Consider the following 22,338-nt stretch of genomic DNA (forward strand, 5'->3'; position numbering starts at 1 on the left):
TAAAATGAGCGAGAAAAGATATATTTTGATAGACGAAAAGATAGAGCCAAAAGGGGCATTTGATAAATTTAAGCACTTCATCGCCGCTACTTTTAAGCTTGATCTTTTAGTGGGGCTAAAGATCACGCTAAAGCAGATGCTATTTAGCAAGTCGCACACTCTAAAGTACCCTATGCAAAAGATGCAGCTAAACGCCAGATATAGGGGAATTCATAGGCTTTTAAAATTTGTTGAAAGCGAAAATGAGCGCTGCATAGGCTGTGGATTATGCGAGAAAATTTGCGTTAGCAACTGCATCTCGATGAAGACTTCTCTTGGCGAAGATGGCCGCAAAAAGGTCGCAAGCTACACGATAAATTTAAGCAGATGTGTTTATTGTGGATTTTGCGCTGATGTCTGCCCTGAGCTTGCCATAGTTTGCGGGCAAGAGTATGAGGTCGCAAGTGAAAATAAAATCCTCTTTGGTACAAAGGCTGAGTTTTTAACAGATGATAAATTTTTAAAAGATCAAACTGAGTTTGAGGGCTATGGCTCGCTACCTAAAAATGCTGATAGTTTAGTAAAAAAGACGCCAAATGCGCTTACAAATGAAGATAAGGCAGAAACGATGGATATAAATTTAAAAGGGTCAAGCGATGTATGAGAGCTTTGCATTTTATCTTTTTAGCGCCCTTATATTAGTTAGTTTTTCTTTTAGCGTGCTTTGTAAAAACGCCCTAAATGCAGTCTCTGCACTAGCTGCTGGCATGGTTTTTATCTCGGCTATATTTTTTCTTTTAGGGGCTGAGTTTTTAGGAGTGGTGCAGATCATCGTCTATACAGGTGCAGTGGTCGTTTTATACGCATTTGCGATGATGTTTTTTGACACCAGCAAGGAGTGCGAGCCAAAAAGCGGCAAAAAAGCAAAGATCATCATCTATCTTCTAAGTAGCTTCATAGCGCTTCTTTTGATATTTATCTTTTTAGCGCCGATCTATAGCGCAAAGCAAGAGGTGGTAAATTCTACCCTTGCTAGCCTTGGCAACATCGAAGCGGTTGGAATTTTGCTCTTTAGCAAGTATCTGCTAGCATTTGAGATGTGCGCTATCATGCTGCTTGTCGCGATGGTAGCTGGCATCATCTTGATACACAAAGACTTAGATACGCAAAGCAAATTTGAGGATATGCTATGATAGGACTTACTCACTACCTCATCCTGGCAAGCCTCGTCTTTGTCATAGGGCTTGTTGGCATAATGAGAAGAAGAAATTTGATAATGCTATTTTTCTCAAGCGAAATTTTACTAAACTCAGCAAACATCGCACTTGCAGCTATCTCGAAATACTACTTTGATCTAACTGGGCAGATCATCGCATTTTTTATAGTAGCCATCGCTGCTAGCGAGGTCGCTGTGGGGCTTGGGCTGCTCGTGCTTTGGTATAAAAAGACTGGCAGCATCAGTTTAGATTCGATGACAAATATGAAAGGCTAAGAGATGATTTTATTTTGTATTTCGCTATTTTTCCCGCTTCTTAGCTTCATCATAGCTGGCATCTTTTCGCATAGCAGTAAGAATTTATTTATCGGTCTTTTTTGCTCGCTTCTCATGATCGCTAGCGCCACAGCTTCGCTAATGCTAACGGCTAGCCTTAGCGTAGATGAGCCTTTAAATTTAACCCTAAAAGAGTTTATAAATTTTGGCTCGCTTGATCTTAGCTTTAGCTTCTACCTTGACGCGATTAGCCTTGTGATGCTTAGCACCGTGGGCGTAGTCGCTAGCATCGTGCATATCTACTCCATTGGCTACATGAGAGATGATGCGAGTTTTAACCGCTTTTTTAGCTACCTTGGGCTCTTTGTCTTTTGCATGAATGTCCTTGTATCAAGTGATAACTTCATAGGGCTATTTATCGGCTGGGAGGGCGTTGGGCTTTGCTCTTGGCTGCTAATTGGCTTTTGGTATAAAAGACCTAGTGCAAACATCGCTGCAAACGAAGCCTTTGTGATGAATAGAGTGGCTGACCTTGCCATGCTTGTTGGCATTTTTTATATATTTTATAGCTTTGGCTCGCTTAAATTTAGCGAGGTCTTTAACGCTAGAAGCGACCTTTCTGGGCTAAATTTAGGCATCATCGCCACACTTCTTTTTATAGGTGCCATGGGTAAAAGCGCGCAGTTTCCATTTCACACATGGCTTGCAAACGCCATGGAGGGTCCAACGCCAGTTTCTGCGCTCATCCACGCTGCGACCATGGTAACAGCTGGCGTCTATCTAGTCATACGCGCAAATTTCATCTTTGCAAACGTGCCTGAAGTATCGCACTTTATCGCCTGCCTTGGCGCATTTGTAGCGATATTTGCCGCTAGCATCGCGCTAGTGCATAACGACCTTAAAAAGATAGTCGCCTACTCGACGCTTTCACAGCTTGGATATATGTTTGTAGCGGCTGGTCTTGGTGCTTATAAGATCGCACTTTTTCACCTTGTCACGCACGCATTTTTCAAGTCTCTGCTCTTTTTGTGCGCTGGCAACGTCATGCACGCGATGAACGACGAGCTAAATATCAAAAAAATGGGCGGACTTTATAAATTTATGAAGCCAACTGCGCTACTTTCTATCATCGCAAGCTGCGCACTAGCTGGATTTTATCCATTTGCTGGCTTTTTTTCAAAAGATAAAATTTTAGAGGTCGCCTTTAGTGAAGATAAAATTTTGTGGGCCGTCTTGCTCTTTGGTGTGGTTCTTACGGCATTTTATAGCTTTAGGCTCGTTATGCTAGTCTTTTTTGCAAGGCCAAAGAGTGAGGAGCACGCACATGAAGCCAAAAACTACATGCTTGTTGGCATGAGTGTGCTTGGCGTTCTCTCAGTTATCAGCGGCTTTTTTTGGAGCAACTTTAGCGAGTTTTTAGGTGCTAGCCTTGGGGATTTTAAGCTAAATTTATCTCACAGCAGTGAAATTTTCTTACTCGTTTTAACACTTACTTTAGTGCTTGCAAGCGCTGGCTTTGCTGTATTTGCTTATAAAAAAGAAATTTTTAAAGAGAGCATTTGCGAAAGTAAAATTTACAAAATTTTGCAAAATGCCTACTTTATACCAAAATTTTATGAGAAATTTTTTATAAATGGCTACGCTTTAATCTCTAAAATTTGCAAGAAATTTGATGAGATGATAGTTGATAAAAGTGTCGATTTTGTCGCATTTGTGGTTACTAAATTTGCATATCTTGCAAACAAAATGCAAAGTGGCGATTTAAGCGTCATGCTTAGATTTATGGTTGCAGGATTTGCCTTGCTTTTAAGCTTTATATTTTTATTAAACGGAGCCAAATAATGCTAAGTGTAATCATATTTTTCCCAGCAATAAGCGCAATACTTGGCTTTTTGATAGAAAATAAAAGCATCAAATTTTATGGAGCAAGCATCGCTCTTATCGAGCTTTTGCTTGCCATTTTTATCTGCGTAAATGTTGATTTTCAGGGTTATGACTTTGTTTTAACGCATCAAGTCTCGCTCATACCAATCCTAAATATCAGCTATTTTGTGGGCATCGATACCATTTCGCTTGTGCTTATAGTCCTTAGCGCATTTATGAGTTTCATCTCTATCGCAGCCCTTAGCGATGATGGAAATTTAAAGCACCTTGTTATTAGCGTGCTATTTTTAGAGAGCACGATGATGGGCGTCTTTAGCGCGCTTGATATGATCTTATTTTACAGCTTTTGGGAGCTTAGCCTCATACCGCTTCTTTACATCATCGGCGCATTTGGCAGTAAAAATAGAATTTACGCGGCGATCAAATTTTTCATCTACACATTTTTAGGCTCTGTCTTTATGCTAGTAGCGATCATTTTTATCGGCTATCTGTGCTATCAAAAAAGCGGCGTCTTTAGCTTTAATCTGCTTGATTGGTACAAGCTTGGCATCGGAGAAAATGCTCAAATTTGGCTATTTTTAGCATTTTTCTTCGCTTTTGGCGTGAAAACTCCGCTATTTCCATTTCACACGTGGCTACCTTACGCGCACGGACAGGCTCCTACGATCGGCTCGGTGCTGCTTGCTAGCGTGCTTTTAAAGATGGGTACTTACGGCTTTGTGAGATTTTCGCTCCCACTTTTTCCAGATGCGAGCCTGCTTTTAAGTGGCTTTGTCTGCGTCATAGCTATCATCATGATCATCTACGCAGCCCTTGTTGCCTACGCGCAAAGCGATATGAAGCAAGTGATCGCTTATAGCTCCATTTCACACATGGGCGTCATCATGCTTGGCATCTTTTCACTAAATTTAATAGGCCTTGGCGGCTCAATATTTTTGATGATAAGCCACGGTATCGTTAGTGGCGCACTCTTTTTGCTAGTTGGAGTCATATATGAGAGAGCTCACACCAAAGAAATTTGCGAATTTGGCGGTCTTGCCAAGGTCATGCCAAAGTATGCGCTCATATTTTTTATAGCGACCCTTGCAAGTATCGGTCTGCCGCTAACTATCGGCTTTGTGGGCGAGTTTTTGAGCCTGCTTGGCATCTTTAAGCTAAACAAGCTCTTTGCGCTACTTGGCGGCTTTAGTATCATCGTGGGCGCTATTTATATGCTAGTACTTTATAAAAGGGTCTTTTTTGGCGAGTGCAAGGATAAAAATTTGGGTTTAAAAGATCTAAATTTCAAAGAACTAGCCGCTCTTGTGCCACTTTGCTTGCTCATAATCATTCTTGGTATCGCACCAAATTTGATACTAAAGCCACTTGAGCCAAGCGTGCAAAATATCATAAGCAAAATGCAAAGTCGTGCGATAGATAGTGGCACAAAAGATAAAATTTCATCTTTAAACGGCGGGAGCAAACTATGAACGAAATAGCCTTTTTAGACCTAAACGAGATCTCGCTACAATCGCTCTCGCCGATGCTTAGCATGATGGTTTTTGCACTTTTTATCCTCATAGTTGGAGCGATAAAAAAGGATCTTTCGAGGAATTTCTACTGCGTATTTTGTATCATCGCTATATTTGTAAATTTAGGGCTTACGCTTGATTTTAACGGACTTAGCCTAAGCTTTTGGGATATGCTATTAGTCGATGGAATTTCTATCATCTCACAGATCATTATCCTAATCGCCTCAGCCCTTTTCATCCCTCTTGCACTTAGCACAAAAGAGTATTTTGAGTATAAAATTTACGAGTACTACGCGCTATTTTTGTTTATGATCGCTGGATTTTTGTTTATGGTGAGCTCAAATAACCTACTTATCATCTTTTTAGGCCTTGAGATCAGCTCACTTTGCCTCTACACCCTAATTGCCCTTCACAACAAAGCAAAAAGCGTCGAGGCTGCCATCAAATACTTCGCAATGGGCTCGCTCTCAGCTGGCTTTTTTGCGATGGCGATAGCGATGTTTTATCTAGCAACAAACTCAATAGATATCGCTCGTATCGGTGTAGTGATAAAAGATCTTAGCCTAAATCAAAACTTAATAATCTTGCTTGGCTGCGTTTTCATCGCTTCAGCCATTGGCTTTAAGCTCTCACTCATACCATTTCACACATGGATACCAGACGTTTATGAGGGCTCAAATGCCCCACTAGCTGGCTATATGTCGATCGTGCCAAAGGTGGCGGGCTTTATCGTTGCGTTAAGAATTTTTGCGATGCTTGAGGGCTCTGGAATTTCATGGATAAAAGATATGCTCTACATCATCGCCGTGCTTACGATGAGCCTTGCAAATATCATGGCTCTAGTGCAAAAAGACGTAAAAAGGATGCTAGCTTTTAGCTCGATAGCTCACGCTGGTGTCGTGCTTTGTGCGCTAGTGGCAAATTCTCACGAAGCAAATGTCGCCTTGTTTTTCTACTGGATCATGTTTTTGTTTGCAAATTTGGGTGCATTTTCTATGCTCTGGGTGGCAAGATGCGATGACGTCGTCTGCTGGGACAAGCGTTTTAAACATCCGTATGAGAAATTTTCAGGGCTTATTAAAATTTTGCCAAGCTACGCCGTGATAATGGGAATTTTCATGATCGCCCTTGCTGGCATACCGCCTTTTAGCGTATTTTGGGGCAAAATGGTGCTTATCTCATCACTTATAAAGTCTGATTATGTCGTGCTTAGCCTCATCATCATGATAAACTCTGCCATTGCGATTTATTACTATCTAAGGCTCATCGTCTTTATGTTTTTAAAAGAGCCTATCGTAAAAGATAAAAATATCTACATCTCAAACGTCTCGATGGCGCTAAAGGTGATCGTTGGAGTTGCCGTTGCTGGCACGGTCTTTGCCTTTTTATTTTCTGGAGCGATTTTGGAATTTATCGAGCATTTTGTCTTTGCTTCAGGATTTTAGAAAATTTAACTATAATGGCGGCATGAAAAAGCTCTTAATCATCTTATTTTTACCGCTTTATCTATCCGCCTTTAGCCTTAGCCTAAACAGCGGCGCAAACGCAAATAAGCCTTATAGCGTCCTTCAGCTAAGCGACGAGAAAGAATTTGAATGTGTGGAGCAAATTTTAGCCTATGATACGAAGCGCTACGTTTGTATGCTCGATGATGGGATCTTGCCAAAGATCGAAGATACGACGCTGCCTTTAATGGATATAAAATATAAAAAGCAAGATGGCAAACTCTTTATCGTCATCATGCCAAAGGCGCCTTCAAAACTTCTAAATGTTCAAACTGAGCTTTACAGCAGTCCAAGCGTGCAAGATACGCCAAAGACGACCATCTCAAAGCACTTTAGCATCATCATCGACACTTCGCTAAGCGAAAACAACAAAAGAGTATCTGGGTTAAATTTCTCGCCTGATTTTAGAGATATGCTAAGTCCAAGCATCGGAGCGCTAGATCTTAACAAAGCGCCTATCGCTGGGCTTGACAGCAACGATATAGACATCTACATAAATATAAAAAGAGCTTACGAAAAGGGCGCTTATGAAAGCGTGGTAAAAGATACGCAAACGGCGATGAAAAGGCACCCAGCCAGTCTTTTTTCAAGTGAGTTTTTACTTTTTAGACTAAGAACACTTGATAAAATTTTTGAGACAAAGAGCGAGTTTGAGGGGCTTGAGCCAAAGGACATCGTAAGCGAGGGCAGAGCTTGGATAAGAAAATTCCCTTCTGATGAAAACTACCCAGAGGTGCTATATCTCATCGCCAGAGCTTACCTCAAAGATAGCATCGCAAGTGATGCAAAATATATGCTTGACATACTAAGCGAAGAGCACGCGGAGTCTAAATTTACAAAGCTTGCCACGCTTGATTATGCTGACTACCTATATAAAATAGGCAGGCAAAAAGAGGCGCTAAGCGACTATGAAAAGGTGCTCTACTCTACAAATGACATCGACCTTGCAAGTAGAGCTGCACTAAGTCTAGCAGACGCAAATATCGATAAAGAGAAATTTGAAGAGGCGAAAAAATTTGTGCTAAAGATCGCAAATGCAAATGAGAAATTTTTCATGAACGATCCGACAAAATCGATGAATTTAGCCTATACATTTGCTAGCAAAGATATGCCAGACGTGGCTGCTAAAATTTATGAAATTTTGGTAAATAATAGCGACAGGACAAAGGATGTTTACGAGGCAGCATTAAAAAATTTAGCGCTAAATTTAGCCAAAACCAAAGATGAAAAAAGGGCGTATGAGTATCTAAACAGATACGAAAAAGAGTTTAAATATGGCGATTATATCGATGAGGTCGCCAAGGCAAAGGATGGGCTATTTTTTGAAGAGGACGACAAAAACGCCACCGCACTTCACGCAAGATATAAAGATCTCATCGAAAAATATGCTGGCACAAACATCAGCCAAAAGGCATTAATCAGCGAGCTTGAGCTTGATCTAAAAGAGCGTAAATTTGCCGATGCGCTGGCTTATAACAACCTCGCAAAAGATGAAAATTTAAGCAAGGCGATGGAGCTAGTAAATGAGGCCGCACTTGAGCTAACAAAAGAGTTTTTCATCAAAGATGACTGCACGGCGGTTGTAAATTTACTCGAAAACTACGATGTGAGCAAGGTCTCTTTGCCACAGTTTAAGCTCTTTAACTGCTACTTTAGAACGGCGCGTTACAACGACGCGCTAGAGCTTGCCAAGGCGCATGTAAAGGATGAAAATTTAGAAGATAGAGTCGAGTGGCTGGTAAATTTGAGCAAAATTTTATATAAAAATAAAGACTACGAGCATGCGATCACTGCGGCAAATGACGCGCTCTCGCTTGGCTCAGCAGTCGAGTACTCGGATCCTACGCCATCGCTTTTTGATAGATTTTACTCGCTACTTGCGCTAAAGCGCTTTACAGAGGCGGTCTCAACGATCAGCGCGATCGAGCAGCTAAGAGGGCAGGACTTTAAGATCATCGAGGCGTACGCAGCTATATGTGACTATGCGATGAAGAGCAACGACTACGCTATCGCTGCAACCTACGCTAAAAAGGCGCTTGAGCTACAAACTAGAGCAAAGATAAATACCTTTTCGCCAAAGCTAAATTTTTACTACTCGGAGGCTTCGCTAAAGACAGATAATCTTGACGAGGCGCTTGACGAGGCGAAATTTATACTAAATATGAAGCTTGAGCCAGAAGACCGCTTGCATGCTCTAAATTTGGCAAGTGAAATTTACATCAGGCAAAAGCAGTATAAGCTAGCTAAGCCTTATCTAAACGAATGCGTTGGCTCAAATTTCACAAGCGCTTACAAAGATGCTTGCAAAGCCAAACTTGAGATGATAAAGTAAAATTTGGTGCTAAGATTAAATGATCTTGAAAGAGAGTATCTAGAGCTTAAAAATATTTTATTTTTCTTTTAGCAAAAATTGTTATTCCTGCAATTTGTTATGATCGTAAGTACGATTTTAAGAATATTTTTTTAGGAGAAGATTATGTATAGCGGCGCAACGAAAAGTAGCGAGAATTTAGAAACGATAGCCTAAGTGGCGGTATGAAAAAAGGATATGTAGTATGAACGTTTTTTTAAATTTATGGTCATGAAAGGATAGGGATGATAACACTGACATGGTTAACAAAATTTTGGTTTCTTTTATTGATAGCAGGTGTTATACTTTTGAACTCAGTTTATCTAAAAGGAAACTATTTAAAACATTTTTTTGATTTTGGAGAATTAAAAAGAATTGCTCAAAAGATAAAAGATGAATCTAATTATTTGGGGAAATCTGTTTATTGCTTTTTTGGTGCAATCGCATTATTTGCCTATGTATGTATTTATTTGGGATTGGTGGGTTTAACCCTAATGATTATTATTAAATAATGAGATAGAAATGAGTGATCAAAACAGAGCCGAAAAGATAGAAAAAGCTAGAAAAATGGCGGTAAGATTTTTAGGCAAGAATTAAATTTGCCACTAAGCGGATTAGGTGCTTGATTGTGTTTTGTTTGTTGGATTATAAAGTAAAAATGGTTTAAATTTATAAGAAATTTTGGCTTTAAATTGACAAGATTTAAAAATAAAATTTTATATTTTTCGCTTAGAAATAGCGGACAAAATAGCTTTAATTTGATTTAAAATTTAATTTTTTCTTGACATATAATAATGTTTTTTGTATAATCTCAATTCTTTTTTAAATAATCATGTCTTGCTAGCTCAGTCGGTAGAGCATCTCACTTTTAATGAGGGGGCCGTTGGTTCGAATCCAACGCAGGACACCATTTTTTGGGTTTATGACCCTTTCGTCTAGTGGCTCAGGACTCTACTTTCTCTGTGTAGGAACAGAGGTTCAAATCCTCTAAGGGTCGCCAGATGTTTTAAATTTTAGGTCGCTTAGCTCAGTTGGTAGAGCGCCACCCTTACAAGGTGGATGTCATAAGTTCGAGTCTTATAGCGACCACCATTACTTTTAGGTGCAGCGGTAGTTCAGTTGGTTAGAATGCCGCCCTGTCACGGCGGAGGTCGCGGGTTCGAGCCCCGTCCGCTGCGCCATCTACCAAACCTTAGGTTAAGGTTCTTGATTCTATTTTTTCTTGTTTTTTTGAGTGATCAAATTAAATTTTAAGATTATAAGTTCTAAGATAACACTTTATGATTTGTTATTGATACTTAATCTTGCCTCGTTAGCTCAGTTGGTAGAGCATATCACTCTTAATGATGGGGTCGTAGGTTCGAGACCTACACGGGGCACCATCTTTTGGCCCATTCGTCTAGCGGTTAGGACACCAGCCTCTCACGTTGGTAACACGAGTTCGAGTCTCGTATGGGTCACCATTTTTCTTCTAAATTTAACTCAAATTTTGAAAATTTACTGCTAGCGCAATAAATTTGATTAATAAATTGAACGCATTTTGCTACCGACATTGCTTACTGGTATGCGAAGCAATTTTGGTATTTAGGTAGCAGAAATTATATTGAAATACTGTATCCCAAAATCTCGTAATTCTTTGCTGAAGGTATAAATAAAACTTGTTTTAATAACGAGATGCTTGAGTTTTGTAAAAGGTTTTGGGCGAAAACGGATCAGTGATTTATAAAATCTTAGAGATTGCAAATAACGATGAAATTATGACTGCTGGAATTTGTAATTTCTATTAAATCTTTTAGAAATGCATAAATTTTAAAATTTAGCTACAACATAAATTTGATAAATTTGCTGACTTTGCCTTGATAAATTTATTCTATAAGATAAAAGGGGTAGGGCGCATTTAATACGCCCTTTGATAAATTCTAAATTTGATCTATTTTAGCTCAAATGCAAGTGTTGCAGCAATCGTCTCGTCATCGCAAATTTTAGAGTCAGCAAATGGCATTTTATGCACTGTTTGTAGCAGCCATTTTCCAGGTTTAAGTGCAAGCACCTCTATCGTGCCGTCTGGCTCAGTTTGGCCATGAAATGCGCTTTTTTCTTTTAAAAATCCATCAAACGTTCCATCAAGCGTGGCATTTTCTAAAGATTTGCCCTCAAATAGAATTTTCACTTTAAACGGCACGCCAACTTTGAAATTTGCTGGATTGTCAAGTGGGACTATCTCTAAGCGCTGCTGTGAAGGCTTTGTTACAGAGTCGTCCTTAGCGTTTTTATTTATTACACCTTTTGCGCTCATGCTCGCTTTTTTGCAGTATTTGGCATCCTTTATGTCCTCTTTGGTTTTGCCCATGTGCCATGTGCCATCGCTTGCTTTTGTCCAAAACGTAGGCTTATACTCGCCAGCTATAAGGTATGAGCCGTCTTCTAGTTTGGCCCTTTCATAGTGGTAGTTTTCGCCGCTTTGTTTTAGGCTCAGTTTCTCGCCATTTTTGTTTATAATGTATGGGGCTTCAAATAGGGCGACCCTTTTATCTGGGATCTTTTCAACGGTTGGAAAATCGTCCGCGTAGCCGATATCAACGCTTGTTACGTCCTTGCTACTTCCAAATAGCCAAAATTCGTGAGCTAAAGAGTGACTGCTAAATGCTGCCAAAGCCAAAAGTGCAAATAAATGCTTGTTCATTAGATATCCTTTTAGGTTAAAATGTCTTTTTTATATATGTCACAAAAATATTGTTAAATTTCTACATGACTAAATTTTGCTATTTACTAAGCAAATTTAGTAATCAAAACTAAATTTATTCATCTAAATTTACAGAATAATACAACTATTAAAATTGATTTAATCGCTGATAAAACGAAATTTAAATCCGTAGTGCAATTATATCAAAATAATAATCATTGTCAATATTGAATCAAATTTTTATTTTATAAAACAGCATAGTCAGTTAAATTACACAAGAAGATAAATTTTACTAAAAACTAATGTGAAACTAATAAGCATAGAGATCAAAGACGAAGTTGTTTCAAGTTTCTGATCTATTCTAACTCCCTAACTATCACCGACCACTCATTTACAAGTTTTTCAATGCTAAATTTGGCATTTGCAGGGCTGGTTGATGGTAGTTTTATCACCTCGTTTTTTGTCGCTTTTATGATCTCACACTCCAAGTATTTTTTGCAAATTTCGTAAGCCTTGCCGCCGTTTGCGTAGACTTGCGTGATATTTGACTCTTTAAACAAAGGCTTTAAATTTACAGGTACGATCTTGCTCATTTTAGAGTCGCTTGAGCCCTCTATCTCGCATGATATCGCCGCGTCATATATCGCGATGTGATGAGAGAGTAGAAATTTTATCTTTTCATCCGTGCTTTCTGGCACATCAGCGTTTAAGACCCTAGCCAACACCCGCCAAAAGCGGTTTTGCAGATTTGTATAGTAAAAGCCAAATTTACGAGAGATGACGGAGGGGAAAGAGCCAAGGATCAAAATTTTAGAGTTTTTATCAAAGATTGGCTTAAAAGGGTGCGTTTGGCTCATATTTTGCCTTTTAATTTTATGAATGATTTTAGATAATGATATATAAAATTTGCTTTAGAAGTTAAATTTAAGGAGCTGTGATGCCTTGGCGCAAGATGAGATTTTTTGATAAGAGTTGGATAAGTGGCGATCTAGACGATGATGAGTTTGAAAAGAGGATAGAGGATTATGGCTCGTGTATAAAGTCTTTTTATGGCGAGCTAAAGACGCTTGAGAGAGAGTTTTTGTATATCTAAATTTTAGTGATGCAAAGATAGTATCTTTTGCCTTTATGAAAAGCGGCGCTAGGGTTAAATTTTATATCGGAGACTTGCAAAATGGCTACTTCGAGCTAAGTGCCATTTTTAAAAATTTTCATATAGATGATAGCGCTCTTGGTGAGATCATAGCCAGTGAAGTGGCTTTTGCGGAAAAACAAATTTTATTTTTCATATATGATGGACGATCTTAAGGAGCGCCATTTTGACTTTGATGAGATAGGCAGTATTAAATTAAAAAAATATCAAACAAGATATATTCTAGCTGTTAGCGTAAAATTTTAGGTGCAAAAGCACCTAAAATTTAATTGATTTCGTCGCTAAAGTCTGCTAGGCTAAGGCGTTTTAGCTGGCGGTAGCGTCTTTGCGCGTCGGCCTTATTTTTAGCTAGTAGCTCGTCTGCGTGCTCAGGGTTGGTTTTCTTAAGCGAGTTGTAGCGAACTTCATTTAGCAAAAACTCTTCATAAAGCGACCAGTCTGGCTCTTTTGAGGTGATTTTAAGCGGATTTTGCCCCTCTTTTAAGAGGCGCGGATCGTATAGGTATGTCGGCCAGTATCCGCATTTTGTAGCGAGCTCGCCTTGGCCGCCTGACTGCGACAAGCCGCCTTTGATGCCGTGAGCGATGCACGGAGAGTAGGCGATGATGAGGCTTGGGCCGTCATAGGCTTCGGCTGCTGCGATCGCTTTTATCACGTTTGCTTGGCTCGCGTTTGAGTTGATCTGCGCTACGAAAATATTGCCGTAAGTCATAGCGATGTAGCCAAGGTCCTTTTTCTGAGCTGGCTTGCCGCTAGCTGTAAATTGTGCTATCGAGCCTGCGCGGCTTGATTTTGAGCTTTGGCCGCCGGTGTTTGAATAAACTTCGGTGTCAAGCACTAGCACATTTACGTTCTCGCCGCTTGCTAGCACATGGTCAAGTCCGCCAAAGCCGATGTCATACGCCCAGCCGTCGCCGCCGATGATCCATTGTGACTTTTTGACGAGGAATTTCTTAAGCTCTAAAATTTCTTTAACGCCCGGCGCGCTTAAATTTTGCTCTAAAATAGGCAATAAATTTTTCGTGATCTCTTGCGTTTTAACGCCATCATTTTTGAAATTTATCCAGTCGTTGTAAAGCGCTGAAAGTGCGTTTGGCACGCTGTCTATGTTGTTTCTCATTATGTCTTCGATGCGGTGGCGCATGGTCTCTATCGCTACGTTCATACCCATGCCAAACTCAGCGTTATCTTCAAATAGCGAGTTTGCCCACGCAACGCCCTTGCCTTCGTCATTTGTAGTGTACGGAGTAGATGGGGCAGAGCCGCCATAGATCGAGCTACAACCAGTTGCGTTTGCCACGATCATGCGCTCGCCAAAGAGCCTTGTAATGAGCGTGATATACGGAGTTTCGCCACATCCCGGGCAAGCTCCGTGGAATTCAAAGAGTGGCTTAGCAAAGCCAACGCCCTTAACGCTCTCTTTGTTCATGAGATCGTCTTTGTAGGCTACTTTTTTAAATAGATAATCAGCATTTTCTTGCTCGTTTTTGCCTAGCTCTTCTTCAAGTGGCACCATGACGAGCGATTTTTCTTTGCTTGGGCAGTTTTGGGCGCACAGCTCGCAGCCGGTGCAGTCTAGCGGGCTTACTTGGATCTTGTATTTTAGTCCCTTAACCTCTTTGCCTTTTGCTTCTAGGACGTGATCTTGCACGCTTTGTGGGGCTGCGTTAAGCTCGTTTTCATCGATCAAAAATGGCCTGATTACAGCGTGCGGGCAGACAAATGCGCACTGGTTGCACTGGATGCAGTTTTGCTCGATCCATTTTGGCACCATTACGCCAACACCGCGCTTCTCGTAAGCCGTCGTGCCAGCTTCAAAGTGGCCGTCCTCGTAGCCTATGAAGGCTGAGACTGGCAGGCTGTCACCGCGAGCCGCGTTTATCGGTTTTACGACGTTTTCGATGAAGTTGTTGCCGATATATTTTTCATCTTTTTGCTCATCATCTGCTAAATTTGCCCACGCAGGATCGACTGGCACCTTGATAAGACCATTTGCGCCGACGTCGATAGCGTTGTAGTTCATTTGCACGATCGCTTCGCCTTTTTTAGCGTAGGCTTTGTGTGCGTACTCTTTCATATATTTTTGCGCATCTTCAAATGGTATGATGTCAGCAAGCTTGAAAAATGCCGACTGCATAATGGTATTTGTGCGGTTTTTAAGGCCGATATCGTGCGCTAGCTTTGTTGCGTTTATGATGTAGAAATTTATATTTTTGCTAGCTAAAATTTTCTTAACTTTATTTGGCAGCTTCGCTATGGTCTGCTCTGTGTCCCAGATAGAGTTTAGCAAGAATGTGCCATTTTCTCTTATGCCATCAATGACATCGTAAATTTCAAGATATGCAGCGACCGAGCAAGCCACAAAGTGCGGGTTTGAGACGAGATAGGTCGAGCGGATCGGCTTTTTGCCAAAGCGAAGGTGTGAGCGTGTGTAACCGCCTGATTTTTTACTATCGTAGGCAAAATATGCCTGCGCGTAAAGGTCGGTTTTATCGCCGATGATCTTTATCGAGTTTTTGTTTGCGCCCACGGTGCCGTCAGCGCCAAGACCGTAAAATAAGCACTCTTTAACGCTCTCATCACTTAGTGAAATTTTCTCTCCAGTTGGCAGCGACGTAAAAGTCACGTCATCGACGATACCCACTGTAAAGCCATCTTTTGGCTCGCTTTGGTTTAAATTTTCAAATACAGCTAGCATTTGCGCAGGATCGACGTCTTTTGAGCTTAGGCCGTATCTGCCGCCAACTATGATTGGAGCGTCCTTTTGGCCGTAAAACGCTGCTTTTATATCAAGATATAGTGGCTCGCCAAGGCTGCCAGGCTCTTTTGTGCGGTCAAGGACGGCTATTTTTTTCACGCTCTTTGGCATCACGTCAAAGAGATATTTTGTGCTAAATGGGCGGTACAAATGCACCTTGATGATGCCCACCTTTTCGCCTTTTGCATTTAGATAATCCACGACCTCTTCAAGAGTTTGCGTAACTGAGCCCATGGCTACAATGACACGTGTCGCTTCTGGGTCGCCATAGTAGTTAAACGGCTTGTAGTCACGGCCAGTGATCTTTGAAATTTCGGCTAGATACTCTGCTACGATATCTGGCACCGCGTCGTAAAAGCGGTTGCTTAGCTCTCTTGTTTGAAAGTAGATATCGTCATTTTGCGCTGTGCCTCTTGTTTTTGGGCTCTCTGGGCTTAGCGCATTGTCTCTAAATTTCTGTAGCGCCTCTCTATCAAGTAGTCTATCAAAGTGCGCGTAGTCAAGCACCTCGACTTTTTGAATTTCATGGCTCGTTCTAAAGCCGTCAAAGAAGTGTAAAAACGGCACTCTGCCTTTTATCGCCGCCAGGTGCGCCACGCCAGCGATATCCATCACCTCTTGCACTGAGCCGCTTGCTAGCATAGCAAAGCCGGTTTGACGACAGGCATAGATATCTTGGTGGTCGCCAAATATTGAAAGAGCCTGCGCTGCTAGAGAGCGAGCTGAGACGTGGATGACGCCGGGGAGGAGCTGGCCTGCTATTTTATACATATTTGGAATTTTTAAAAGTAGGCCTTGAGAAGCTGTGTAGGTCGTAGTTAGCGCACCAACTTGTAGCGAGCCATGCACCGTGCCAGCTGCGCCGCCTTCGCTTTGCATCTCGACTACTTTTACTGGCATACCGAATAAATTTTTCTTGCCCTGCGCTGCCCAAAGGTCAGTGTAGTCAGCCATAGGTGAGCTAGGAGTGATAGGGTAAATTCCAGCTACCTCAGTAAATGCGTATGATGCGTAAGCTGCGGCCTCGTTTCCGTCCATAGTTTTCATTATTTTTGACATATTTCCGCCTTAAAATTATCTTAAAAATGGCTTTATTATAAGGAAATAATCCAAAATTTGTCATTAATCTCTATCATTAAAAAATTAAAATTTATAAATAACTAAGATGTAAGTCAAATTTTAATATTGTAGGGGCAAAGTAAAAAGGATGAAATTTTGATAAATATTCATAAAATAGCCTATCTAAGGGTTATAGCGCTAGCTTTTGCAGCTTTTATATTTAACACAACTGAGTTCGTGCCGGTGCCACTTTTAAGCGATATAGCAAAGGATTTTGGCATGAGCACGGCTGATACGGGGCTCATCATCACGATATATGCGTGGAGCGTGACGATACTTTCGTTACCTTTTATGTTGCTAACTGCAAATTTAGAGCGAAGGTCGCTACTTTTAAAGGTTTTTATCATTTTTGTCGCTTCTCACGCACTTTGCGCTGTTGCTTGGAATTTCACGGTTTTAGTCATAGCTCGCGTGCTAGTAGCAATCTCACACGCCATATTTTGGTCGATCACCGCCTCGCTTGCTGTTAGGGTAGCACCTATCAATAAAAGCTCGCAAGCCCTTGGACTGCTAGCTCTTGGCACATCTATGGCGATGATACTTGGCTTGCCATTTGGCAGGATTTTAGGTGATAGCTTGGGCTGGCGTGTCACATTTGGGCTGATAGGGGTCTTTGCTGTGGGAGTTGGCGCTTGGCTATATAAAATTTTGCCACTTTTGCCTAGCAAAAACTCAGGCTCGCTAAAAAGCTTGCCAGAGTTAGCAAGAAATGGCTTTTTGATGGTGATATTTTTGCTAACTACTATCGTTATCAGCGCGCATTTTAGCACCTATAGCTACATCGAGCCGTTTGCTAAAGATATAAGTGGCTTTGATGGTAAATTTATCACTATATTTTTGCTTTTATTTGGTGTAGCTGGCATCGTAGCAAGCGTGCTTTTCTCTAAATTTTATAAGCTCATACCAAATGCTTTTTTGGCTCTTTCTATCACGTTCATATTAGCTTGCTTGCTGGCGTTAAATTTGATCGCTACAAACGAGAGTTTGATGCTTGCGCTTGCCTTTATCTGGGGGCTTGGCATAGCTGGGATAAATATGAGCTTTCAGATAAAGGTGCTAAGCTTAGCCTCAAACGCCACGGACGCTGCGATGGCGATATACTCAGCTATTTATAACATCGGCATAGGAGCTGGCGCGCTCATCGGACATCAGACGATAGTCCGCCTTGGCGAGCAAAATATCGGCAACGTTGGCAGCCTTTTTGCAGTGGCTGGGCTTGTTATCTTTCTCGTTGCGACGGTTAAATTTAAATCGGCTAAGTAAATTTAGCCTTTTTTAAAAAACCAAAAACGTTACAAATTTCTACAAATAAGTGATAATAAATATCATAACTAAGAATAATTTTAGCTAAGCTTTTTTATAATCGTTATCAGAAAACGAATAAAATTTAGGAGCTTATTATGTCAGTTTTAGTTATCGGAGCAGATGAGATCACGCCTATTAAGGCAGTTTTGCATGATTTGGGAGCTGAGAAGATAGAGCACTGGGACGCTAGAAATGAAAACCGCGTAAATCGCAAGCCGATCCCACAAGACACTGAGTGCGTGGTGATGCTCACTAGCTTTTTAAACCACAACACGATGAAGACCATTAAAACTCAAGCAAAAAAGAGAAATATCCCTATCGTTTGTGCGAAAAGAAGCGTTAGTTGCGTATTTTGCGAGTATTGTAAGGTCTTTGGCCTAGATAAGGAATTTGGATGCAAAGAATAATCGATGAAGTTCGGGTTTTTATCAGATATTGGCGAAATAACTCCAAGTATTTTTGCAAAGCTTGACAAGCTTTCACATGCGAAAATTTTCATCGCACTTTATAATGTTGGCGTTGAGGGCGAGCTAAAGATCCCGCTTTCTTACGCTAAATTTCTAAATTTCAAAGATATTTTTGAGGCTAGGATAAATTTCTTACTGCGTGAAAAATTTTTAAATTTCAAACCAGTTGATAGCTTTTGCATACCTTCAAACATCATCATAAATGGTTACTTAAAAGACGATCTCTCAAAGATCAAATTTATAGCAAAAGAGCCAAAAATGGCCGCTGCAAAGATGATAAAAATGCTCTATGCAAGCGGTAAATTTGAGCTTTGTATCGACGCAGCGCAGATGTTTTGTCAATTTGTTTATGATAAAATACGCCTCCGCCATCAGGACAAAGAGGTTGTGCTAAATGGCGGCGTCATCTCGGTCAAAAAAGATGGCAAAAATTTGCTCAGCGTCATGCCAAGCTTTAAAAAAGTGAGCTTTGATGATATGAGAAATTTAAACGACGACATCGACGCAGCCGTTTGTGCCTTGCAAAGAGAGTGCGAGATGGTCTATATCGTCTGCCCTAGAAATGAGGAATTTAGGCGGCACGTTGAGGTTAGGCACTGCTTTGCAAGAGGGTGCATAAAGCTCGTGCCTTATACGATTATTAGTAAAATTTTTTAAAAAGGATAAAAATGATAGGTATAGTTTTTGGAAGCAGCATGGGAAATACCGAAGATGCAGCAAAACTTATAAGTGAGGGTCTAGGCCTTGAAAACGAGCTTTTAAACGTCTCTGACGTGGATGCAGCGAAGCTAAATAGCTTTGATAAGCTCATCCTTGGCACATCGACCTGGGGCAGCGGCGACCTGCAAGATGACTGGGACGCATTTGACTTTAAATCGTTAAATTTAAACGGCAAAACGGTCGCTGTTTTTGGTATGGGCGATAGCCAAAGCTACTCAGACGAGTACTGCAACGGTATGGCAAAGCTCTATGACGAGGTCGTAAAAGCTGGTGCAAAAGTAGTGGGCGAGGTTAGCACCGATGGATATACATTTGATGGCTCTGATGCCGTAAGAAATGGTAAATTTGTAGGTCTAGCGCTTGATGCTGATAACCAGAGCGACAAAACTGAGGGTAGAATTTCAGCTTGGATCGAGCAGATAAAACCATACTTTGCGTAGTTAATTTAGCTAGATCTTCTAGCTAAATTTATATATCCATAGCCGAGATGAAGCTTTTTATCCTCTCATTTTGGCTGTTAAAAAACTCATCTACCAAGCCATCAAAGGCGATCACACCTTTATCTAAAAACAAAATTCTATCAGCTATCTTTCTAGCAAAATTCATATTATGAGTGACGATGATCATAGACTTTTTCTCTTTTGCAAGAGATAAGATGACCTTTAAAACTTCAGCCTCAAGCTCTGGATCAAGCGCACTTGTAGGCTCGTCAAGTAGCAAAAAGTATGGATTTACAGCTAGGGCTCTAGCGATGGCCACGCGCTGTGCTTGTCCGCCTGAGAGCCTGTTTGGATAGGTATCTTCTTTGTGGCTAAGCCCCACTTTAGCTAAAAGCTCTTTTGCCTCTTTTATCGCCTCGTTTTTATCCTTTTTTTGAACGTAGATCGGAGCTTCAGTGACATTTTGAAGCGCTGTTAGGTGCAGGAAGAGGTTGAAACTTTGAAAGACCATGCCCGTTTTTTTACGAATTTCTAAAAGCTCTTTTGAGCTTAGCTTCTCTTTAAAATTTACACTCCTATCATCTACCTCTAAAGTACCACTTTCTGGGATCTCAAGTAAATTTATACACCTAAGAAGCGTTGATTTGCCACAACCAGATGAGCCAACTATCACGGTTGTTTGCCCCTCTTTAAAGCTTGTATTTATATTATCTAGCACCAAATGATCGCCGTAAGATTTGCTTATATTTTTAAAATTTATAGCCATTAGACATACCTTGAGACAGCTTTTTCAAGCCTTGATTGAAGATAGGTTAAAAGTGTGCAAACCACTAGATAGATGAGTGCTGCTAGGATGTAGAGGATGAGTGGCTCAAAGGTCCTTGCTGCGATCCTTTGAGCGACCATAAACATATCTACCATCGTTATAGAAGCTGCTAGTGAAGTGTCTTTAACAAGGCCTATAAATGTGTTTGAAAGCGGAGGGAGTGAGATCCTCACTGCTTGAGGTGCAATGATGCGTTTTAAAATTTGATAGTGCGTCATGCCAAGCGATGTGGCTGCCTCCCACTGACCTTTTGGTACAGAAAGTATGGCAGCCCTTACAGACTCAGACGCATAAGCGCCCACGTTTAGGCTAAATGCGATAGTCGCCGCACTCCAAGTATCAAGCATGACGCCGATGCTAGGAAGTCCGTAAAATACGATGAAAAGCTGCACAAGAAGCGGCGTGCCACGAAATATCCAAACATAGGTGGCAAATATAAATTTTAAAATTTTTATATTTGAAAGCCTTGCTACTGCTGTGATAATGGCGATGACAAGCCCTAGCGAAAACGAGAGCAAAGTAAGTGGGATCGTCACTTTTAAAAGTGCGATGATCATCGGTAGCGTCGAGCTTGAAACAAGCTCGATCACTCTATCTAAATTTTCCATTTTTGCCTTGTTGGTTTATAAATTTATTTTGAGACGTCTTTGCCAAAGTAGCTTTTTGAGATGGCTTCTAGTTTGCCTTCTTTTGAAAGTTCAGTTAAAGCATTTGAAATTTGCTCTGCAAGTTCGGCGTTGTCTTTCTTAACAGCTGCTACTGTGTAGTCTTTCTCGTCAAGTGAGGCAGCTATCTTCACAGGTGCGTTTGGACGCTCTTTTATAAAGTCGTAAAATACGATGTTATCTCTTACAACAGCATCTACACGTCTTGATATAAGAAGCTCCATACTTTTAGCAAAACTATCTGTTACGACGTGTTCAGCACCGTATTTTACAGCGACTTTCGCCCAGTTACTAGTCGCTGAGTCGGCATCTTTTTTACCTTTTAGATCAGCAAAACTTTTTATATCGTTATTGTCTTTTCTAGTGATGATAGCGCCAAATGTCACAGTATAAGGCACTGAAAAAGCATATTTTTTCTTTCTCTCATCAGTTATGCTAACTTGATTAAACACAACGTCTGCCTTGCCAGCGTCAAATGCAGCTAGCATCGCGTCCCATGGAGCTGTTAGAAACTCAACTTTTAAATTTAGCTTTTGCGCTACTGCTCTTGCGATATCTACGTCGTATCCCACTAACTCATTTTTGTCATTATAAAATGTAAAAGGAGCGTAAGTGCCTTCTGTTGCTACTGTTAGCACGCCATCTTTTATAGTTTTTGCTTGCAAATTTAGAGCCATTGCAAGCACTGCTACTATTTTTAATAAATTTGTAAATTTCATTTTGATCATTTATTTTGAAATATCTTTTCCAAAATATTTCATTGAAATTTCGCTTATCTTGCCCTCGGCTTTTAGCTCATCAAGCGCTTTGTTTATCGCTTCTAGTAGCTCGGTATTGCCTTTTTTAAGAAGTGCAGCTGTTGGCATCGGCTCGTTACTAGTGTATGCGATCTTTAGCGGTGCATTTGGGCGTTGTTTGATGTAGTCAAAAAATGTGACATTGTCATTTATCGTATCGTCAGCTCTTTTTGAGATGATAAGCTCCACGCCTTTGCTAAAGCCATCAGCTACAACCACTGTTGCGCCGTTTTTCTCGGCTATCGCTGCCCAGTTGCTAGTTGCAGAGTGCACGCTTTTTTTGCCCTTTAGATCAGCAAAACTTTTGATGTCGTTATTGTCTTTATGCACGACTATTACAGGATATGGCATGGTGTAAGGCACGCTCATGTCATACTTTTTCTTTCTATCTTCGTTTATGCTAACTTGATTAAACACCACGTCAGCCTTGCCAGCGTCAAATGCTGCAAGCATCGCGTCCCAAGGAGCTGTTAGAAAGTCGATCTTTAAATTTAGCTTCTTTGCTACAGCTCTTGCGATATCTACGTCATAGCCTACTAGCTCGCCCTTTTCATCATAAAATGAATAAGGCGAGTAAGTGCCTTCAGTTGCAACTATAAGCTCGCCTTTTTTGATAGTTGAAGCATTTAAATTTAAAGCTAAAAAAGCACCTGCGATAAAGCCAAAAATGGGCTTAAAATTCAT

The 22,338-nt window shown here is 40.8% G+C and carries 21 protein-coding genes and 6 tRNA genes; 20 read left to right on the plus strand and 7 right to left on the minus strand.

The genetic code is table 11. The annotated features are described in order from the left end of the window. Nucleotides 1-4 precede the first annotated feature (4 nt). The 14 genes from nuoI to G6W42_RS01190 all read left to right on the plus strand — a co-directional run bounded on the left by nuoI (nucleotide 5) and on the right by G6W42_RS01190 (nucleotide 10,184). On the plus strand, nucleotides 5-643 hold the full coding sequence (nuoI, locus tag G6W42_RS01125; RefSeq protein ID WP_194172615.1) for an NADH-quinone oxidoreductase subunit NuoI: 639 nt from the start codon (nucleotides 5-7) through the stop codon (nucleotides 641-643). After that, nucleotides 636-1,172 carry an NADH-quinone oxidoreductase subunit J gene (locus G6W42_RS01130; RefSeq protein WP_194172616.1) on the plus strand — a complete coding sequence of 179 codons (537 nt, stop codon included), beginning with the start codon at nucleotides 636-638 and terminating at the stop codon, nucleotides 1,170-1,172. Before nuoI ends, G6W42_RS01130 begins: the two co-directional genes overlap by 8 nt. After that, nucleotides 1,169-1,471 (plus strand): NADH-quinone oxidoreductase subunit NuoK, encoded by a 303-nt coding sequence (gene nuoK, locus G6W42_RS01135; protein ID WP_004317991.1) that lies wholly within the window; start codon nucleotides 1,169-1,171, stop codon nucleotides 1,469-1,471. Before G6W42_RS01130 ends, nuoK begins: the two co-directional genes overlap by 4 nt. A 3-nt stretch (nucleotides 1,472-1,474) precedes the next feature. Continuing rightward, the gene (nuoL, locus tag G6W42_RS01140; RefSeq protein WP_194172617.1) at nucleotides 1,475-3,313 is read left to right on the plus strand and encodes an NADH-quinone oxidoreductase subunit L; all 1,839 of its coding nucleotides are present in this window, start codon (nucleotides 1,475-1,477) and stop codon (nucleotides 3,311-3,313) included. Continuing rightward, the gene (locus G6W42_RS01145) at nucleotides 3,313-4,824 is read left to right on the plus strand and encodes an NADH-quinone oxidoreductase subunit M (RefSeq protein WP_194172618.1); all 1,512 of its coding nucleotides are present in this window, start codon (nucleotides 3,313-3,315) and stop codon (nucleotides 4,822-4,824) included. Before nuoL ends, G6W42_RS01145 begins: the two co-directional genes overlap by 1 nt. Next, nucleotides 4,821-6,311, plus strand: coding sequence for an NADH-quinone oxidoreductase subunit NuoN (gene nuoN / locus G6W42_RS01150; RefSeq protein WP_194172619.1), 1,491 nt, complete (start codon nucleotides 4,821-4,823; stop codon nucleotides 6,309-6,311). The genes G6W42_RS01145 and nuoN overlap by 4 nt, the downstream gene beginning before the upstream one ends. A gap of 22 nt (nucleotides 6,312-6,333) precedes the next feature. Continuing rightward, nucleotides 6,334-8,703, plus strand: coding sequence for a DUF7494 domain-containing protein (locus G6W42_RS01155; RefSeq protein WP_194172620.1), 2,370 nt, complete (start codon nucleotides 6,334-6,336; stop codon nucleotides 8,701-8,703). 263 nt (nucleotides 8,704-8,966) lie between these two features. Further along, the gene (locus tag G6W42_RS01160) at nucleotides 8,967-9,233 is read left to right on the plus strand and encodes a hypothetical protein (RefSeq protein ID WP_048809724.1); all 267 of its coding nucleotides are present in this window, start codon (nucleotides 8,967-8,969) and stop codon (nucleotides 9,231-9,233) included. Between the two features lie 322 nt (nucleotides 9,234-9,555). Then, nucleotides 9,556-9,631, plus strand: a tRNA-Lys gene (locus G6W42_RS01165). Nucleotides 9,632-9,645: 14 nt separating this feature from the next. Beyond that, nucleotides 9,646-9,721: transfer RNA gene (locus G6W42_RS01170), tRNA-Glu, on the plus strand. Between the two features lie 16 nt (nucleotides 9,722-9,737). After that, nucleotides 9,738-9,813: transfer RNA gene (locus G6W42_RS01175), tRNA-Val, on the plus strand. Nucleotides 9,814-9,825: 12 nt separating this feature from the next. Beyond that, a tRNA-Asp gene (locus G6W42_RS01180) sits at nucleotides 9,826-9,902 on the plus strand. A 125-nt stretch (nucleotides 9,903-10,027) separates the two neighbouring features. Further along, nucleotides 10,028-10,103 (plus strand) — tRNA-Lys (locus G6W42_RS01185). Nucleotides 10,104-10,109: 6 nt separating this feature from the next. Then, nucleotides 10,110-10,184: transfer RNA gene (locus tag G6W42_RS01190), tRNA-Glu, on the plus strand. Between the two features lie 467 nt (nucleotides 10,185-10,651). Here G6W42_RS01190 and G6W42_RS01195 read toward each other — a convergent pair. Continuing rightward, nucleotides 10,652-11,404, minus strand: a complete 753-nt coding sequence (locus G6W42_RS01195; protein WP_194172621.1) for a DUF4198 domain-containing protein — start codon at nucleotides 11,402-11,404, stop codon at nucleotides 10,652-10,654. Between the two features lie 356 nt (nucleotides 11,405-11,760). Continuing rightward, nucleotides 11,761-12,261: a DNA-deoxyinosine glycosylase gene (locus tag G6W42_RS01200; RefSeq protein WP_194172622.1), complete on the minus strand. Its 501-nt coding sequence runs from the start codon at nucleotides 12,259-12,261 to the stop codon at nucleotides 11,761-11,763. Nucleotides 12,262-12,341: 80 nt separating this feature from the next. Between G6W42_RS01200 and G6W42_RS01205 the strand changes: the two genes are divergently transcribed. Together G6W42_RS01205 and G6W42_RS01210 are read left to right on the plus strand one after the other, a co-directional pair. After that, a complete protein-coding gene (locus G6W42_RS01205) occupies nucleotides 12,342-12,497 on the plus strand; it encodes a hypothetical protein (protein ID WP_194172623.1) in 156 nt (51 codons plus the stop codon). A gap of 35 nt (nucleotides 12,498-12,532) precedes the next feature. Then, nucleotides 12,533-12,712: a hypothetical protein gene (locus G6W42_RS01210; RefSeq protein WP_194172624.1), complete on the plus strand. Its 180-nt coding sequence runs from the start codon at nucleotides 12,533-12,535 to the stop codon at nucleotides 12,710-12,712. 110 nt (nucleotides 12,713-12,822) lie between these two features. Here G6W42_RS01210 and nifJ read toward each other — a convergent pair whose 3' ends face one another. Further along, a complete protein-coding gene (gene nifJ / locus G6W42_RS01215; protein ID WP_194172625.1) occupies nucleotides 12,823-16,374 on the minus strand; it encodes a pyruvate:ferredoxin (flavodoxin) oxidoreductase in 3,552 nt (1,183 codons plus the stop codon). 156 nt (nucleotides 16,375-16,530) lie between these two features. Between nifJ and G6W42_RS01220 the strand changes: the two genes are divergently transcribed. The 4 genes from G6W42_RS01220 (at nucleotide 16,531) to fldA (ending at nucleotide 19,366) form a co-directional block, all read left to right on the plus strand. Continuing rightward, the gene (locus tag G6W42_RS01220; protein ID WP_194172626.1) at nucleotides 16,531-17,697 is read left to right on the plus strand and encodes a sugar transporter; all 1,167 of its coding nucleotides are present in this window, start codon (nucleotides 16,531-16,533) and stop codon (nucleotides 17,695-17,697) included. Nucleotides 17,698-17,834: 137 nt separating this feature from the next. Continuing rightward, nucleotides 17,835-18,146, plus strand: coding sequence for a DUF2325 domain-containing protein (locus tag G6W42_RS01225; protein ID WP_002939277.1), 312 nt, complete (start codon nucleotides 17,835-17,837; stop codon nucleotides 18,144-18,146). A gap of 3 nt (nucleotides 18,147-18,149) precedes the next feature. Next, a complete protein-coding gene (locus G6W42_RS01230) occupies nucleotides 18,150-18,863 on the plus strand; it encodes a hypothetical protein (protein ID WP_194172627.1) in 714 nt (237 codons plus the stop codon). 11 nt (nucleotides 18,864-18,874) lie between these two features. After that, nucleotides 18,875-19,366 carry a flavodoxin FldA gene (gene fldA / locus G6W42_RS01235; protein WP_194172628.1) on the plus strand — a complete coding sequence of 164 codons (492 nt, stop codon included), beginning with the start codon at nucleotides 18,875-18,877 and terminating at the stop codon, nucleotides 19,364-19,366. Nucleotides 19,367-19,394: 28 nt separating this feature from the next. On the opposite strand, the gene G6W42_RS01240 is transcribed toward fldA, so the two are convergent. From G6W42_RS01240 to G6W42_RS01255, 4 genes are read right to left on the minus strand one after another with little or no spacing between them, the layout of a single operon-like run. After that, nucleotides 19,395-20,132 carry an amino acid ABC transporter ATP-binding protein gene (locus G6W42_RS01240; protein ID WP_194172629.1) on the minus strand — a complete coding sequence of 246 codons (738 nt, stop codon included), beginning with the start codon at nucleotides 20,130-20,132 and terminating at the stop codon, nucleotides 19,395-19,397. Beyond that, nucleotides 20,132-20,800 carry an amino acid ABC transporter permease gene (locus G6W42_RS01245; RefSeq protein WP_194172630.1) on the minus strand — a complete coding sequence of 223 codons (669 nt, stop codon included), beginning with the start codon at nucleotides 20,798-20,800 and terminating at the stop codon, nucleotides 20,132-20,134. The genes G6W42_RS01240 and G6W42_RS01245 overlap by 1 nt, the downstream gene beginning before the upstream one ends. Before the next feature lie 23 nt (nucleotides 20,801-20,823). Beyond that, entirely contained in the window at nucleotides 20,824-21,576 is a 753-nt protein-coding gene (locus G6W42_RS01250) for an amino acid ABC transporter substrate-binding protein (RefSeq protein WP_194172631.1), read from the minus strand. Between the two features lie 9 nt (nucleotides 21,577-21,585). Then, nucleotides 21,586-22,338, minus strand: a complete 753-nt coding sequence (locus tag G6W42_RS01255) for an amino acid ABC transporter substrate-binding protein (protein ID WP_194172632.1) — start codon at nucleotides 22,336-22,338, stop codon at nucleotides 21,586-21,588.

This window comes from Campylobacter concisus, assembly GCF_015230015.1.
Lineage (GTDB): Bacteria > Campylobacterota > Campylobacteria > Campylobacterales > Campylobacteraceae > Campylobacter_A > Campylobacter_A concisus_AF.